Origin of the sequence: Pseudomonas sp. RC3H12 (assembly GCF_018596375.1) — a bacterium.
In the GTDB taxonomy this organism is placed as follows: Bacteria; Pseudomonadota; Gammaproteobacteria; order Pseudomonadales; family Pseudomonadaceae; genus Aquipseudomonas.
Genome location: NZ_CP075595.1, coordinates 4,368,417 through 4,383,667 on the forward strand (window position 1 = coordinate 4,368,417; position 15,251 = coordinate 4,383,667).

The 15,251-nt window shown below is 62.4% G+C and carries 14 protein-coding genes; 11 read left to right on the forward strand and 3 right to left on the reverse strand.

All coding sequences use genetic code 11. The features are described 5' to 3' along the window. Window positions 1-85 precede the first annotated feature (85 nt). The 7 genes from apaG (at window position 86) to KHO27_RS19970 (ending at window position 7,987) form a co-directional block, all read left to right on the forward strand. On the forward strand, window positions 86-466 hold the full coding sequence (apaG, locus tag KHO27_RS19940) for a Co2+/Mg2+ efflux facilitator ApaG/CorD (protein WP_046857379.1): 381 nt from the start codon (window positions 86-88) through the stop codon (window positions 464-466). Next, window positions 466-1,323, forward strand: coding sequence for a symmetrical bis(5'-nucleosyl)-tetraphosphatase (locus KHO27_RS19945; RefSeq protein WP_102681927.1), 858 nt, complete (start codon window positions 466-468; stop codon window positions 1,321-1,323). The genes apaG and KHO27_RS19945 overlap by 1 nt, the downstream gene beginning before the upstream one ends. A gap of 13 nt (window positions 1,324-1,336) precedes the next feature. Further along, window positions 1,337-1,666, forward strand: coding sequence for a thiosulfate sulfurtransferase GlpE (gene glpE, locus KHO27_RS19950; protein WP_046857381.1), 330 nt, complete (start codon window positions 1,337-1,339; stop codon window positions 1,664-1,666). Window positions 1,667-1,948: 282 nt separating this feature from the next. Then, window positions 1,949-3,871, forward strand: a complete 1,923-nt coding sequence (locus KHO27_RS19955; protein WP_023629260.1) for a PrkA family serine protein kinase — start codon at window positions 1,949-1,951, stop codon at window positions 3,869-3,871. A gap of 125 nt (window positions 3,872-3,996) precedes the next feature. Further along, window positions 3,997-5,268, forward strand: coding sequence for a YeaH/YhbH family protein (locus KHO27_RS19960; protein ID WP_046857382.1), 1,272 nt, complete (start codon window positions 3,997-3,999; stop codon window positions 5,266-5,268). Further along, window positions 5,265-6,833, forward strand: a complete 1,569-nt coding sequence (locus KHO27_RS19965; RefSeq protein ID WP_110697471.1) for a SpoVR family protein — start codon at window positions 5,265-5,267, stop codon at window positions 6,831-6,833. Before KHO27_RS19960 ends, KHO27_RS19965 begins: the two co-directional genes overlap by 4 nt. 59 nt (window positions 6,834-6,892) lie before the next feature. After that, window positions 6,893-7,987, forward strand: coding sequence for a multifunctional CCA addition/repair protein (locus KHO27_RS19970; protein ID WP_111532027.1), 1,095 nt, complete (start codon window positions 6,893-6,895; stop codon window positions 7,985-7,987). Window positions 7,988-8,034: 47 nt separating this feature from the next. Here the strand turns inward: KHO27_RS19970 and folK are convergent, their stop codons facing one another. Together folK and folB are read right to left on the reverse strand one after the other, a co-directional pair. Further along, window positions 8,035-8,544 (reverse strand): 2-amino-4-hydroxy-6-hydroxymethyldihydropteridine diphosphokinase, encoded by a 510-nt coding sequence (gene folK, locus KHO27_RS19975; protein ID WP_214500673.1) that lies wholly within the window; start codon window positions 8,542-8,544, stop codon window positions 8,035-8,037. Beyond that, window positions 8,535-8,891 carry a dihydroneopterin aldolase gene (gene folB, locus KHO27_RS19980; protein WP_046857386.1) on the reverse strand — a complete coding sequence of 119 codons (357 nt, stop codon included), beginning with the start codon at window positions 8,889-8,891 and terminating at the stop codon, window positions 8,535-8,537. Before folB ends, folK begins: the two co-directional genes overlap by 10 nt. Before the next feature lie 74 nt (window positions 8,892-8,965). Between folB and plsY the strand changes: the two genes are divergently transcribed. Continuing rightward, window positions 8,966-9,535, forward strand: coding sequence for a glycerol-3-phosphate 1-O-acyltransferase PlsY (plsY, locus tag KHO27_RS19985; RefSeq protein ID WP_046857387.1), 570 nt, complete (start codon window positions 8,966-8,968; stop codon window positions 9,533-9,535). Window positions 9,536-9,560: 25 nt separating this feature from the next. Here the strand turns inward: plsY and tsaD are convergent, their stop codons facing one another. Continuing rightward, entirely contained in the window at window positions 9,561-10,586 is a 1,026-nt protein-coding gene (gene tsaD, locus KHO27_RS19990; protein ID WP_046857388.1) for a tRNA (adenosine(37)-N6)-threonylcarbamoyltransferase complex transferase subunit TsaD, read from the reverse strand. A gap of 205 nt (window positions 10,587-10,791) precedes the next feature. On the opposite strand from tsaD, the gene rpsU reads away from it, so the two are divergent. The 3 genes from rpsU to rpoD all read left to right on the forward strand — a co-directional run bounded on the left by rpsU (window position 10,792) and on the right by rpoD (window position 15,192). After that, window positions 10,792-11,007, forward strand: a complete 216-nt coding sequence (rpsU, locus tag KHO27_RS19995; RefSeq protein WP_003255575.1) for a 30S ribosomal protein S21 — start codon at window positions 10,792-10,794, stop codon at window positions 11,005-11,007. A 278-nt stretch (window positions 11,008-11,285) separates the two neighbouring features. Then, window positions 11,286-13,274: a DNA primase gene (gene dnaG / locus KHO27_RS20000; RefSeq protein WP_110697465.1), complete on the forward strand. Its 1,989-nt coding sequence runs from the start codon at window positions 11,286-11,288 to the stop codon at window positions 13,272-13,274. 67 nt (window positions 13,275-13,341) lie between these two features. Beyond that, the gene (gene rpoD / locus KHO27_RS20005; protein WP_110697463.1) at window positions 13,342-15,192 is read left to right on the forward strand and encodes an RNA polymerase sigma factor RpoD; all 1,851 of its coding nucleotides are present in this window, start codon (window positions 13,342-13,344) and stop codon (window positions 15,190-15,192) included. Window positions 15,193-15,251: the final 59 nt, after the last annotated feature.

Below are 15,251 nucleotides of genomic sequence, written 5' to 3' on the forward strand. Positions count from 1 at the left end.
TTGCCCCGCGCTCAGGCATGACTGGCCTCCACCCCCGCCAATGGCCTAGACTGCATTATTGCGTCAGTTCGCCCAAGGCCCTTGCATGTCCGACCCCCGCTACCAGATCGACGTCAGCGTCGTGACCCGCTACCTCAAAGAACAATCCGACCCCGAAAGCAGCCGTTTCGCCTTCGCCTACACCATCACCGTGCAGAACAACGGTACGGTCAAGGCCAAGCTGATGTCCCGCCACTGGCTGATCACCAACGGTGACGGCGAAGTCGAGGAAGTGCGCGGCGCCGGCGTGATCGGCCAGCAGCCGCTGATCGAGCCCGGCCAGAGCCACACCTACAGCAGCGGCGCCGTGATCAGCACCCGCGTCGGCACCATGCAGGGCAGCTATCAGATGTTCGCCGAAGACGGCAAACGCTTCGATGCCCAGATCGCCCCGTTTCGCCTGGCCGTGCCCGGGGCGCTGCACTGATGGCCACCTATGCCGTCGGGGACCTGCAAGGCTGTCTGCAACCACTCAAGTGCCTGCTCGAACGCGTACGCTTCGACCCGGCCGTCGATCGCCTGTGGCTGGTGGGCGACCTGGTCAACCGTGGCCCCGAGTCCCTCGAGACCTTGCGTTATCTCTACTCTATCCGCCATGCGCTGGTCTGCGTGCTGGGCAACCATGACCTGCACCTGCTGGCCGCCTGGCACAACGTCGAGCGCCTGAAGAAGAGCGACACCCTTCGCGAAGTCATCGAAGCCCCGGACGCCGACCAGCTGTTCGACTGGCTCCGCCAGCAGAAACTGCTGCACTACGACGAAGCCCGCGGCATCGCCATGGCCCATGCCGGCATCCCACCGCAGTGGACCCTGGGCAAGGCGTTGGAGCTGGCCGCGGAGGTCGAGGAAGTGCTGCGCGACGACAGTCGCCTGAAACTGTATCTGGACGGCATGTACGGCAATGAGCCGAACAAGTGGAGCAAGGATCTGGCCGGCGTCGAACGCCTGCGAGTGATCACCAACTACTTCACCCGCATGCGCTTCTGCACCGCCGCCGGCAAGCTCGACCTCAAGACCAAGGAAGGCGCCGACAGCGCGCCCAAAGGCTATAAACCATGGTTCGCTCACCCGGACCGCCGCTCGCGCCATGTGAAGATCATCTTCGGTCACTGGGCCGCCCTCGAAGGCCGGGTCGACGCCCCCGGTGTGATTGCCCTGGATACCGGCTGTGTCTGGGGGGGCGCAATGACCCTGTACAATGTCGACAGCGGCGAATTCCACCGCTGCGACTGCACCCGCGAAGGCACCCCTCGCCCGCCGGCATCACCCAACGATCAGCCATGAAGGAACCGCACCCATGAGCGAATTCAAGCGTATCTCCCCAGAACAAGCCCTCGCCCTGCGTGCCGAAGGTGCGATCGTTGTCGATATCCGCGACCCACAGGCGTTCGCCGCCGGCCATATCGCCGGCGCCACTCATCTGGATAATCACTCGGTAGCCGACTTCATCCGCAGCGCCGACCTGGACGCGCCTACACTGGTAGTCTGCTACCACGGCAATTCCAGCCAGAGTGCCGCCGCCTACCTGGTCGGCCAGGGCTTCTCCAACGTCTACAGCATCGATGGTGGCTTCGAACTGTGGCGTAACACCTACCCGGCGGAAACCGCCCAGGGCAGCGCCGAATAATTTTTTCATTTTTCCTGCAGCCCGCGCTTGGCGCGGGCTAGCGCCCGACCTGACGAACGGTCGTAGGCGTCTTCTCCGCTCCCCGCCCTTGACCTCTCGTATAACCAACTATCCTTAAGCCCAGGCCATCCAAAAAAGGGGAGAGCCGGTACACCGGCGTGCGGGTCATCGGTAGCGTTACAGGGTGTTCTGGGGGGTATACAGCAACCGGCAAAACCGGTTGCATGCCAGCATCGGCTGACTGATCCGGCGTCGTCTCCACGTATCGAGCGAGGTGACGTCATGAGCATTTTTAGCCACTTCCAACAACGTTTCGAGTCCACCCGCCAGGAAGAACTTTCGCTGCAGGAGTACCTCGAGCTGTGCAAAGAGGATCGCAGCGCCTATGCCTCGGCGGCCGAGCGGCTGTTGCTGGCCATCGGTGAACCAGAGCTGATCGACACCTCAAGCAACTCCCGGCTATCGCGGATCTTCTCCAACAAGGTGATCCGCCGCTATCCGGCCTTTGCCGATTTCCATGGCATGGAAGAGTGCATCGACCAGATCGTCTCCTACTTCCGCCACGCAGCCCAGGGCCTGGAAGAGAAGAAACAGATCCTCTACCTGCTGGGTCCGGTGGGCGGCGGCAAGTCGTCGCTGGCCGAAAAACTCAAGCAGCTGATGGAAAAGGTGCCGTTCTACGCCATCAAGGGCTCGCCGGTCTTCGAGTCGCCACTCGGGCTGTTCAACGCCACCGAGGACGGTGCGATCCTGGAGGAAGAATTCGGCATTTCGCGCCGCTATCTCAATACCATCATGTCGCCCTGGGCCACCAAGCGCCTGCAGGAGTTCGGCGGCGACATCAGCAAGTTCCGGGTGGTAAAGCTCTATCCGTCGATCCTCAACCAGATCGCCATCGCCAAGACCGAACCAGGTGACGAGAACAACCAGGATATCTCGGCGCTGGTCGGCAAGGTGGATATCCGCAAGCTCGAGGAGTTTCCGCAGAACGATGCCGATGCCTACAGCTACTCGGGCGCGCTGTGCCGGGCCAACCAGGGCCTGATGGAATTCGTCGAGATGTTCAAGGCGCCGATCAAGGTGCTGCACCCGCTGCTCACCGCTACCCAGGAAGGCAACTACAACAGTACCGAAGGCCTGGGGGCGATCCCCTACACCGGTATCCTGTTGGCCCACTCCAACGAATCGGAATGGCACACCTTCCGCAACAACAAGAACAACGAAGCGTTCATCGACCGTATCTACATCGTCAAGGTGCCGTACTGCCTGCGCGTGAGCGACGAGATCAAGATCTACGACAAGTTGCTGATCAACAGCTCGCTGGCCAAGGCTCATTGCGCTCCCGACACACTGAAGATGCTCGCCCAGTTCACCGTGCTTTCACGTCTCAAGGAGCCGGAGAACTCCAATATCTACTCGAAGATGCGCGTCTACGACGGCGAGAACCTCAAGGACACCGACCCGAAGGCCAAGTCGATCCAGGAGTACCGCGACTCCGCGGGCGTCGACGAGGGCATGAATGGCCTGTCGACCCGCTTCGCCTTCAAGATTCTCTCCAAGGTATTCAACTTCGATCCGCATGAGATTGCCGCCAACCCGGTGCACCTGCTGTACGTGCTGGAACAGCAGATCGAGCAGGAGCAGTTCCCTGCCGAAGTACGCGAGCGCTACCTGCGCTACCTCAAGGAGTACCTGGCGCCGCGCTATATCGAGTTCATCGGCAAGGAAATCCAGACCGCTTACCTGGAGTCCTACAGCGAGTACGGCCAGAACATCTTCGACCGTTACGTGCTGTATGCCGACTTCTGGATCCAGGATCAGGAATACCGCGACCCGGAGACCGGCGAGATCCTCAACCGCATCGCCCTCAACGAGGAGCTGGAGAAGATCGAGAAGCCGGCCGGCATCAGCAATCCGAAGGACTTCCGCAACGAGATCGTCAACTTCGTGCTGCGCGCCCGTGCCAACAACAATGGCAAGAACCCCAGCTGGCTCAGCTACGAGAAGCTGCGGGTGGTGATCGAGAAGAAAATGTTCTCCAACACCGAAGACCTGCTGCCGGTCATCAGCTTCAACGCCAAGGCCAGCAAGGAAGACCAGCAGAAGCACAACGATTTCGTCACCCGGATGGTGGAGCGTGGCTACACCGACAAACAGGTACGCCTGCTGTCGGAATGGTACCTGCGGGTCAGGAAATCGCAGTAAAAGCGGCACGCCCCGGGCGCTTGGCGGTGTGCCCCGGCACACCGCCGGCCCGTGGCGGCAGCAACTGCTTTTACTTGCAGCTCGTAGCTTGAAGCTTGCAGCTGTACCCAGCTACCGGAGGGCCCATGAGCTACGTTATCGACCGACGCCTGAACGGCAAGAACAAGAGCACGGTCAACCGCCAGCGCTTCTTGCGGCGTTACCGCGAGCACATCAAGAAAGCCGTCGAAGAGGCCGTGAGCCGCCGCTCCATCATGGACATGGAGCACGGTGAGCAAATCAGTATCCCGGGGCGTGACATCGACGAACCGGTGCTGCACCACGGTCGCGGCGGCAAGCAGACCATCGTTCACCCAGGTAACAAAGAGTTCACCGCCGGCGAGCACATCGCCCGGCCACAAGGTGGTGGCGGTGGCGGTGGGCGCGGCAAGGCCGGCAATTCCGGCGAGGGCATGGACGATTTCGTGTTCCAGATCACCCAGGAAGAATTCCTCGAATTCATGTTCGAAGACCTGGAGCTGCCCAACCTGGTCAAACGCCACCTTACCGGTGCCGACACCTTCAAGACCGTGCGCGCCGGTATTGCCAACGAGGGCAACCCTTCGCGCATCAACATCGTGCGTACCCTGCGCTCGGCCCACGCCCGTCGCATCGCCCTGACCGGCAGCAGCCGCGCACTGCTGCGCGAGGCGCAAAAGGAGCTGGACCGACTCAAGGTCGAAGAGCCCGACAACTTTACCGACATCCAGGATACCGAGGCCGAGATCGAGCGCCTCAAGGCGCGCATCAATCGCCTGCCCTTCCTCGACACCTTCGACCTCAAGTACAACCTGCTGATCAAGCAGCCCAACCCCAGCTCCAAGGCGGTGATGTTCTGCCTGATGGATGTCTCCGGCTCCATGACACAGGCTACCAAGGACATCGCCAAGCGCTTCTTCATCCTGCTGTACCTGTTCCTCAAGCGTAACTACGACCGCATCGAGGTGGTGTTCATCCGCCACCACACCAGCGCCCGCGAAGTGGACGAGGAAGAGTTCTTCTACTCCCGCGAGACCGGCGGCACCATCGTCTCCAGCGCGCTCAAGCTGATGCAGGAAGTCATGGCCGAGCGCTACCCGGCCAGCGACTGGAACATCTATGCCGCCCAGGCCTCGGACGGTGACAACTGGAACGACGATTCGCCGATCTGCCGCGACATCCTCGCCAACCAGATCATGCCGCATGTGCAGTACTACACTTACGTCGAGATCACCCCACGCGAACATCAGGCGCTGTGGTACGAGTACGAGCGCATCGGCGAAGCATTTCCCGACACCTTCGCCCAGCAGCAGTTGGTATCGGCCGGCGATATCTACCCGGTCTTCCGTGAACTCTTCCAGCGCAGGTTAGCCACATGACCGCCAGAGAGCAGAGACGCCAACCCATTTCCACCGGCTCCGAATGGACGTTCGAGCTGATCCAGACCTACGACCGCGAGATCAGTCGCCTGGCCGCCCGCTATGCCCTGGATACCTACCCCAACCAGATCGAAGTCATCACCGCCGAACAGATGATGGACGCCTACGCCTCGGTCGGCATGCCGCTGGGCTATCACCACTGGTCATACGGCAAACAGTTCCTCAGCACCGAGAAGTCCTACAGTCGGGGCCAGATGGGCCTGGCGTACGAGATCGTGATCAACTCCGATCCGTGCATCGCCTACCTGATGGAAGAAAACACCATGTGCATGCAGGCACTGGTGATCGCCCATGCCTGCTATGGCCACAACAGTTTCTTCAAGGGCAACTACCTGTTCCGCACCTGGACCGACGCCAGCTCGATCATCGACTACCTGGTGTTCGCCAAGCAGTACATTGCCCAGTGCGAGGAGCGTCATGGCATCGACGCCGTCGAGGACCTGATCGACTCCTGCCATGCGCTGATGAACTACGGCGTGGATCGCTACAAACGCCCCTACCCCATCTCCGCCGAAGAGGAACGGCGCCGGCAGAAGGAGCGTGAAGAGCACCTGCAACGGCAGATCAACGACCTCTGGCGGACCATTCCCAAGGGTGCCGAAAAGGGTGGCGACAGGGACGATGCGCGCTTCCCGGCCGAACCCCAGGAGAACATTCTCTACTTCATCGAGAAGCACGCCCCGCTGCTCGAGCCCTGGCAGCGCGAGGTGGTACGCATCGTGCGCAAGATCGCCCAGTACTTCTATCCACAACGCCAGACCCAGGTGATGAACGAAGGTTGGGCGACCTTCTGGCACTACACGCTGATGAACGATCTCTACGACGAGGGCCTGATCACCGAGGGCTTCATGATGGAGTTCCTCCAGTCGCATACCAGCGTGGTGTTCCAGCCAGGCTTCGACAGCCCCTACTACAGCGGCATCAACCCGTACGCCCTGGGCTTTGCGATGTACACCGACATCCGTCGCATGTGCGAACACCCCACCGAGGAAGATCGCCGCTGGTTCCCGGACATCGCCGGCAGTGACTGGCTTTCGACCATCAAGTTCGCCATGAGCAGCTTCAAGGACGAAAGCTTCATCCTGCAGTACCTGTCGCCCAAGGTGATGCGCGACCTCAAGCTGTTCAGCATCCTCGACGATGACCAGCGTGACGACCTTCTGGTCCCGGCGATCCATGACGAGGCCGGCTACCGCACCATCCGCGAGCAACTGGCCGCCCAGTACAACCTGGGCAACCGTGAACCCAACGTGCAGATCTGGAGCATTGATCGCCGCGGCGACCGCTCGCTCACCCTGCGCCACCAGCAGCACAACCGCAAACCCCTGGGTGATTCCACCGAAGAGGTGCTCAAGCACCTGCATCGCCTGTGGGGCTTCGATATCCACCTGGAGACCGTTCAGGGCGACCAGGTGATAAAGACCCACCACATGCCGCCGCGTGGCGAGCACAGCGAGGCCGGCGACTACGGGCGCATGGACCTCGCAGTGGTGCACCACCTCTAGCCGCCATCACCTCCATTGCTGCCGACAAGGTATCCTGTCGCCAGTAATGGAGGTTCCACATGCAGATCTACAAGGTTGGCGGCGCCGTGCGCGACCGTCTGCTCGGCCGTCCGGTCAGCGACATCGACTGGCTGGTGGTCGGCGCCACGGTCGAACAGATGCAGGCCGAGGGCTTTCGCCCGGTCGGTGCCGATTTCCCGGTATTCCTTCACCCCAGGACGGGCGAGGAATATGCCCTGGCCCGCACCGAACGCAAGAGCGGGCGCGGTTATGGCGGTTTCACCTTCCACGCGAGCCCCGAAGTCACCCTCGAGGAGGATCTGGTTCGTCGCGACCTGACCATCAATGCCATGGCCGAGGACGAGCACGGCAACCTGCACGATCCCTACCATGGCAAGGCAGATCTCGAGCAGCGCCTCCTACGCCATGTTTCCCCGGCATTCGCCGAAGATCCCCTGCGAGTGCTGCGCGTTGCCCGCTTTGCCGCGCGCTACGCGCCGCTGGGCTTTCGTGTGGCCGATGAGACGTTGCAGCTGATGCGCCAGATCGCCGAATCGGGCGAACTGCAGGCGTTGACCGCCGAGCGCAGCTGGAAGGAGATCGAGCGTGCATTGATGGAAAGCGAACCGCAGGTATTCATTGAGGTGCTGCGCAGCTGCGGCGGGTTGAGCGAGCTGATGCCCGAGCTTGAGGGTGCCAGTACACTGGCAGCGCTGCACCAGGCGGCAAGGCACCAGCAGCCGCTGGCGGTTCGCTGGGCGTGCCTACTGCGCGGACTGCCGCCTGCCGCGCTCAAGGCGCTGAACCAGCGCTTCAAGGCCCCGCGTGAATGCCAGGAACTGGCAATGCTGGTGGGGGAGTTTGCCGAGCGCGCAGACCAGGCTGCGCAGCTGGAGCCTGCAAGCCTGCTGGAAATGCTGCAGAAGTTCGACGTGTACCGACGGCCGCAGCGCTTCGAGGACTTCATCGCCGCCTGCGAGATGGCGGCGTTGGGTTCAGGTTATCCACAAGGCGAGTACTTGCGCGGGGCCGCTGAAGCGGCGCGTGCCGTGGATGTGAAGCCGTTGCTGGAAGCCGGACTTGCCGGCCAGGGCCTGGGCGAAGCGCTCAAAGGTGAGCGACTGAAAGCGCTAGAAGCCTACAAGGCTGCTTGATCTGCCCGGCCTCTTCGCAGGTAGACCCGCGAAGAGGCCGGCGCAGGCTAAGCGGGAGTCAACTGCAACCCGCGCCATTCGAACGGAACCGGCGCCAGTACCTGCTCGATGCGCGCTTCCCGCCACAACTGCCCCATGGACTTGCCCTCGCCCGGGTGCACCAGCTCCGGGGCCAGCAACGACAGCGGCCAGAGCACGAAGGCGTTCTTCAGGATCTCCGCGCGCGGCAGCACCAGGCCATCGAAGGTCCCGCACAGTTCATCGAACATCAGTACGTCGATATCCAGCGGCAGCCCCTTGCGGTCCGGCGCGTAGCGGCCATTGTCGGCCTCGATGAACTTGAGCCGGCGGTCAAGTTCCAGCAGCGGCAGGTCGGTGCGCCCGCGCACCACCAGGTTGTAGAACGGGCCACTCTTGATCCCCACGGCCTGGCTCTCGAACACCCCGGAACACTGCATGTCTTTGAGGATGCCGGCGAGGGCATCGAGCCCGGCGCACAAGTGCCGCTCACGCTCGATGTTGCTGCCCAGCCCAAGGTATACCGTGCTCAGAGACATCCGCGCTCGATCTCCACGCCAACACCACCACGGGCCGCCGGTACCGCGCCCGGCTTGGTGAGTTTCAGGCGCACCCAGGGAATGTTGAATTCCGCCATCAACACCGCAACCAAGCGCTCGGCGAAGGTCTCGACCAGCTCGAAACGGGCCTGTTCGGCGAACGCCTGGATACGTGCCGAGACACTGGCATAGTCCAGTGCCAGCGACAGGTCGTCACCAGCCGCCGCCGGGCGGTTGTCCCAGGCGAAGCTCAGGTCCAGGCGCAGGCACTGGCGAATATCCCGCTCCCAGTCATAGGCGCCGATCACGGTATCGACTTCCAGGCCTTCGATGAACACTCTGTCCAAGCACTTCTCTCCACAGCACGACAAGGGCGACGGGCGCCGTTAGAATCAGGGCGTCCTCGCCCGGAATAGTTAGCATGTTTTGGTCACTGGCGCTGCTTGCCTACCTGCTCGGCTCTCTGTCCTTCGCCATTGTCCTGAGCCGCCTCAGTGGCAGCCCCGACCCGCGCTCCAGCGGTTCCGGCAATGCCGGCGCCACCAACATGCTACGCCTGGCGGGCCGCAAACTGGCGATCCTGACGCTGCTCGGCGACCTGTGCAAGGGCATGTTGCCAGTGCTGCTGGCACGCCTGGCCGGGCTCGACCAGCAAGAGCAGGCCTGGGTAGGCATCTGCGCGGTGCTCGGCCACCTGTTCCCGGTGTACTTCCGCTTCAAGGGCGGCAAGGGCGTGGCCACCGCCGCCGGCATGCTCATGGCGCTGTACTTTCCCGCCGCCCTGCTGGCCATCGGCGCCTGGTTGCTGACCTTCTACCTGACCCGCACCAGTTCGCTCGCGGCGTTGATCGCCACACCGCTGACGCTGCCCTTGCTGGCCTGGCGCGAGCCTGAAGCGCTGCTGCCGATGACCGTGCTGACGGTGCTGATCGTGTGGCGCCACCGCCGCAACCTGCGTGACCTGTTCGCCGGGCGCGAACGCCACTTCTGATGCGTTCGCACAAGCCCAGCTCACCTCATACTGCCGGCAACTGCTCCATCGGCCAGCGCGCCTGCACGCTGATCGCCAGGTCCTGCTGCTGCCCGGCCAACAGACGCTGGCAACCGGCATAGGCGATCATCGCACCGTTGTCGGTGCAGAAGCGTGGGCGGGCGTAGTAGACGTTGCCCTTGATGCTGGCCAGCATCTCCTCCAACGAAACGCGCAAGGCCTTGTTGGCGCTCACGCCGCCGGCGATGACCAGGCGCTTGAGGCCGGTCTGCTTGAGGGCGCGCTTGCACTTGATGGTCAGAGTCTCCACCACCGCCTGCTGGAACGCCAGCGACACGTCGCAACGGGTTTGCTCGTTGTCGTCCCCGGCATCGCGGCATTGCTGCCAGGTGTTCAGGGCAAAGGTCTTGAGGCCGCTGAAGCTGAACTGCAGGCCGGGACGGTCGCACATCGGCCGCGGGAACACGAAGCGCCCGGGCGTGCCTTGTTCGGCCAGACGGGCGATCTCGGGGCCACCCGGATAATTGAGGCCGATCAGCTTGGCGGTCTTGTCGAACGCCTCGCCGGCGGCGTCGTCCAGGCTCTCGCCCAGCAGTTCGTACTGGCCGATGCCATCGACCCGCACCAGCTGGGTATGGCCACCTGAAACCAACAAAGCGACGAACGGAAACTGTGGCGGTTGCTCTTCGAGCATCGGCGCCAGCAGATGGCCTTCCATATGGTGCACGCCAATCGCCGGAATATCCCAGGCGAACGCCAGTGCCTGGGCGCAAGAGGCGCCCACCAACAGCGCGCCGACCAAGCCCGGGCCTGCGGTGTAGGCGATGGCGTCGATCTCGGTGGCGACGCAGTCGGCCTCTTGCAGCACCTGGCGAATCAAGGGCAGCATGCGTTTGACGTGATCGCGCGAGGCGAGCTCGGGCACCACGCCGCCATAGACGCGGTGCAGGTCGATCTGGCTGAACAGCGCGTCGGCCAGCAGGCCGCGTTCACTGTCGTATAATGCGACGCCAGTTTCGTCGCAGGATGTTTCCAATCCCAGTACTAGCATGGGTCCGTGCCTTGTGGAGGCTGAATTCGAAGGCGCGCATGATAGTCCCCGTGCCCGATGCCGACCAGCGGTTTTCGATCAGAGGCTTTGCATTCCGGCCAGCTAAGGGTTAACATCCGCAACCCTTGAAAACCGACGTTCTCCAGCACACCTTATGTTTTGCCAGGAGCACGTCTACCCCGGTAATGAATTAAGGTAGCCCTGGATGCCAGCCGTCAAAGTTAAAGAGAACGAACCCTTCGACGTAGCTCTGCGTCGTTTCAAGCGCTCCTGCGAAAAAGCCGGTGTACTGGCTGAAGTTCGTAGCCGCGAGTTTTACGAGAAGCCGACCGCCGAGCGTAAGCGCAAAGCCGCTGCCGCTGTTAAGCGTCACGCGAAGAAAGTTCAGCGCGAACAGCGCCGCGCCGTTCGTCTGTACTAAGTACAGCCGTTCTACGCAAAGCTTCTGCCATGCCCGGCCTCGTGCCGGGCTTATGGTAGCGGTTGCTTGAAACCCTTGGCCATGCGCCTGGGGCGCCCCGGCAAAAGCCATGGGCAACCTGCCTCAACGCGTCAGAACTGGTCTTTGGCCAGGCGTGCACGTCTTTTCTGACGAGCCCTCACCGGCTACCGACGAGCACACACCTCTTCCTGCGACACCCCACGCCAAACCCGCGCACAAGCGTTTAGACTTGCCAGTTGCCAGATGACGAGGCTGCCATGGCCGGGCTGATTCCCCAGAGCTTTATCGATGACCTTCTCAACCGCACCGACATCGTCGATGTGGTGAGTTCGCGCATCCAGCTGAAAAAGACCGGCAAGAATCTTTCCGCCTGCTGCCCGTTCCACAAGGAAAAGAGCCCCTCCTTTACCGTCAGCCCCGACAAGCAGTTCTACTATTGCTTCGGTTGCGGTGCCGGGGGTAACGCCCTCGGCTTTGTCATGGACCACGACAACCTGGACTTCCCCCAGGCAGTCGAGGAATTGGCCCGCGCGGCCGGCATGGAAGTCCCTCGCGAGGAAGGCCGCCGAGGGCAGAAGCCACGCCAGCCGACCGACTCGCCGCTGTACCCCTTGCTGGAGGCGGCTAGCGAGTTCTATCGCCAGGCCCTGCGCAGCCACGCCACCCGCAAGGCGGCGGTGGAGTATCTCAAGGGGCGCGGCTTATCCGGCGAGATCGCCCGCGACTTTGGCCTGGGCTTCGCGCCGCCGGGCTGGGACAACCTGCTCAAGCACCTGGGTGCCGACTCGCTGCAACAGAAGGTAATGATCGACGCCGGCCTGCTGATCGAGAACGCCGAAAGCGGCAAGCGCTATGACCGCTTTCGCGACCGGGTGATGTTCCCGATCCGCGACAGCCGCGGCCGGGTCATCGCCTTTGGCGGCCGGGTGCTGGGCGACGACAAGCCCAAGTACCTGAACTCACCGGAAACCCCGGTGTTCCACAAGGGCCAGGAGCTCTACGGCCTGTACGAGGCACGCAAGCACAATCGCAACCTCGACGAGATCATCGTCGTCGAAGGCTACATGGACGTGATCGCCCTCGCCCAGCAGGGCTTGCGCAATGCGGTGGCCACCCTCGGCACGTCCACCAGCGAGGAACACCTCAAGCGCCTGTTCCGCGTAGTGCCCAGCGTGCTGTTCTGTTTCGACGGTGACCAAGCTGGCCGCAAGGCCGCCTGGCGCGCCCTGGAGGCGACCCTGTCGAGCCTGCAGGACGGTCGCCGCGCACGCTTCCTGTTCCTGCCCGAAGGCGAAGACCCGGACAGCCTGGTGCGCGCCGAAGGCACCGATGCCTTCCAGGCCCGCATCAACCAGCACGCCCAGCCATTGGCCGACTATTTCTTCGAGCAGTTGAGCAACGAGGCCGACCCACGCTCGCTGGAAGGCAAGGCGCACATGGTGACGCTGGCCGCACCGCTGATCGAAAAGGTCCCGGGCGCCAACCTGCGCCAACTGATGCGCAATCGCCTGAAAGACATCACCGGCCTTGACCCGCAGCAGATGGAGCAACTGGCCCAGAGCGCGCCAGCACCCAGCGCGCCGGATTACGACCCCGGCTACGACTACGACGCGATGGCAAGCTACGTGCCTGACCATGGCGATATGCACTACCAGCCCGACTATGCCGCACCACATCAGGAGCAACGCCCCTGGACGCCGAACAAAGGTGGCGGCAAAAAGCAGTGGGACGGCAAGCCCTGGGACAAGAAAGGTGGCAAGCCGTGGCAGCGCGATGGCCAGCGCGGCGAAGCGCCACCGCGGGTACCCGCGCCAGTGGAACCACCGACGCTCTCGGCCCTGCGCACCTTGCTGCATCACCCGCTGCTGGCCGGCAAGGTCGAGGATGCCAGCCACTTCGCCGACGAAGAGCAACTGTACAGCCAACTGCTGGTGGCCCTCATCGAGGCCGCGCAGAAGAATCCTAAGCTAAGCTCAATGCAGCTGATTGCACGCTGGCACGGGACCGAACAGGGTCGCCTGCTGCGCGCCCTGGCGGAAAAGGAATGGTTGATCGATGCCGACAACCTTGAACAACAGTTTTTCGACACTATAACTAGCTTGTCCGCTCGCCAGCGCGAGCGCAGCCTGGAACATCTGCTCAGGAAAGCGCGTCTAAGTGAACTGAGTACAGAGGAAAAATCTCAGCTGCTTACCCTGCTGAGCCGTAATGTTCCCGCACAAAACCCGACCTCATCTGGCGCGTGAGGTCCATGCTCGGGTATAATCCTCGGCTTGTTTTTTGCCCGCCAAGACCTTCAGTGGATAGGGTGTTATGTCCGGAAAAGCGCAACAGCAATCTCGTATCAAAGAGTTGATCACCCGCGGTCGTGAGCAGGGCTACCTGACTTACGCGGAGGTCAACGACCACCTGCCAGAGGATATTTCAGATCCGGAGCAGGTGGAAGACATCATCCGCATGATCAACGACATGGGGATCAACGTATTCGAGAGTGCTCCGGATGCGGATGCCCTGTTGTTGGCGGAAGCCGACACTGACGAGGCCGCAGCCGAAGAGGCCGCCGCCGCATTGGCGGCTGTCGAGACCGATATCGGCCGCACGACCGACCCGGTGCGCATGTACATGCGCGAAATGGGTACCGTCGAGCTGCTGACCCGCGAAGGCGAGATCGAAATCGCCAAGCGTATCGAGGAAGGCATCCGTGAAGTCATGGGCGCCATCGCTCACTTCCCGGGTACTGTCGACTACATCCTCGGCGAATACGACCGTGTCACCTCCGAAGGTGGCCGGCTGTCCGACGTTCTCAGCGGTTACATCGACCCTGACGACAACATCGCCGCACCGACCGAAGAAGTACCGATCCCAGGTGCCAAGGCCGCTGCCGCGAAGGAAGAAAGCGACGACGAAGACGAAGAGAACGCCGATGGCGACGACGAGGAAGAGGCCGAAAGCGGTCCGGATCCGGTCGTTGCCGCCCAGCGTTTCGGTGCGGTCAAGGATCAGCTGGTCGATACCCTCAAAGTGCTGAAGAAGCACGGTCGAGGCCATAAAGACAGCATCGGCGCCATGCAGGCGCTTGCCGACCTGTTCATGCCGATCAAGCTGGTACCGAAACAGTTCGACGTTCTGGTCGAACGCGTACGCGGTGCCCTGGATCGCCTGCGCCAGCAAGAACGCGCCATCATGCAACTGTGCGTGCGTGACGCGCGCATGCCGCGTGCCGACTTCCTGCGCCTGTTCCCGAGCAACGAGACCGACCAGACCTGGTCCGGTGACCTGGCCAAGCGCAACACCAAATGGGCCGCCGCCCTGGGTGAGAAAAACGCCGCCATCGTTGCCTGTCAGCAAAAACTGATCGACCTCGAGACCGAGACCGGCCTGACGGTCGCCGAGATCAAGGACGTCAACCGCCGCATGTCCATCGGCGAGGCCAAGGCTCGCCGCGCCAAGAAGGAAATGGTCGAGGCGAACCTGCGTCTGGTGATCTCGATCGCCAAGAAGTACACCAACCGCGGCCTGCAATTCCTCGACCTGATCCAGGAAGGCAACATCGGCCTGATGAAGGCGGTGGACAAGTTCGAATACCGTCGCGGCTACAAGTTCTCGACCTACGCCACCTGGTGGATCCGCCAGGCGATCACCCGCTCGATCGCCGACCAGGCGCGCACCATCCGTATCCCGGTGCACATGATCGAGACGATCAACAAGCTCAACCGTATTTCCCGCCAGATGCTGCAGGAAATGGGTCGCGAACCGACCCCGGAAGAGCTGGGCGAACGCATGGAAATGCCTGAGGACAAGATCCGCAAGGTACTGAAGATCGCCAAAGAGCCGATCTCCATGGAAACCCCGATCGGTGACGACGAAGATTCGCACCTGGGGGACTTCATCGAGGACTCCACCATGCAGTCCCCGATCGACGTGGCCACGGTCGAAAGCCTCAAGGAAGCGACCCGTGACGTGCTCTCGGGCCTGACCGCACGCGAAGCCAAGGTGCTGCGCATGCGTTTCGGCATCGATATGAACACCGACCACACCCTCGAAGAAGTCGGCAAGCAGTTCGATGTGACCCGCGAGCGGATCCGTCAGATCGAAGCCAAGGCGTTGCGCAAGCTGCGCCACCCGACGCGAAGCGAGCATCTGCGCTCCTTCCTCGACGAGTAAAGACGAACCCCGGCCCAGGCCGGGGTTTTTCTTATGTGACGGAAGGTCGTTGCCACTGT

Bases quoted from the DNA above. Each gene is read 5' to 3' on its own strand.
- KHO27_RS19965 (WP_110697471.1), top strand. From the start codon at position 5,265: ATGACCGCCAGAGAGCAGAGACGCCAACCCATTTCCACCGGCTCCGAA.
- dnaG (WP_110697465.1), top strand. From the start codon at position 11,286: ATGGCCGGGCTGATTCCCCAGAGCTTTATCGATGACCTTCTCAACCGC.
- glpE (WP_046857381.1), top strand. From the start codon at position 1,337: ATGAGCGAATTCAAGCGTATCTCCCCAGAACAAGCCCTCGCCCTGCGT.
- rpoD (WP_110697463.1), top strand. From the start codon at position 13,342: ATGTCCGGAAAAGCGCAACAGCAATCTCGTATCAAAGAGTTGATCACC.
- tsaD (WP_046857388.1), bottom strand. From the start codon at position 10,586: ATGCTAGTACTGGGATTGGAAACATCCTGCGACGAAACTGGCGTCGCA.
- apaG (WP_046857379.1), top strand. From the start codon at position 86: ATGTCCGACCCCCGCTACCAGATCGACGTCAGCGTCGTGACCCGCTAC.
- folK (WP_214500673.1), bottom strand. From the start codon at position 8,544: ATGTCTCTGAGCACGGTATACCTTGGGCTGGGCAGCAACATCGAGCGT.
- rpsU (WP_003255575.1), top strand. From the start codon at position 10,792: ATGCCAGCCGTCAAAGTTAAAGAGAACGAACCCTTCGACGTAGCTCTG.
- KHO27_RS19945 (WP_102681927.1), top strand. From the start codon at position 466: ATGGCCACCTATGCCGTCGGGGACCTGCAAGGCTGTCTGCAACCACTC.
- KHO27_RS19955 (WP_023629260.1), top strand. From the start codon at position 1,949: ATGAGCATTTTTAGCCACTTCCAACAACGTTTCGAGTCCACCCGCCAG.
- KHO27_RS19960 (WP_046857382.1), top strand. From the start codon at position 3,997: ATGAGCTACGTTATCGACCGACGCCTGAACGGCAAGAACAAGAGCACG.
- KHO27_RS19970 (WP_111532027.1), top strand. From the start codon at position 6,893: ATGCAGATCTACAAGGTTGGCGGCGCCGTGCGCGACCGTCTGCTCGGC.
- plsY (WP_046857387.1), top strand. From the start codon at position 8,966: ATGTTTTGGTCACTGGCGCTGCTTGCCTACCTGCTCGGCTCTCTGTCC.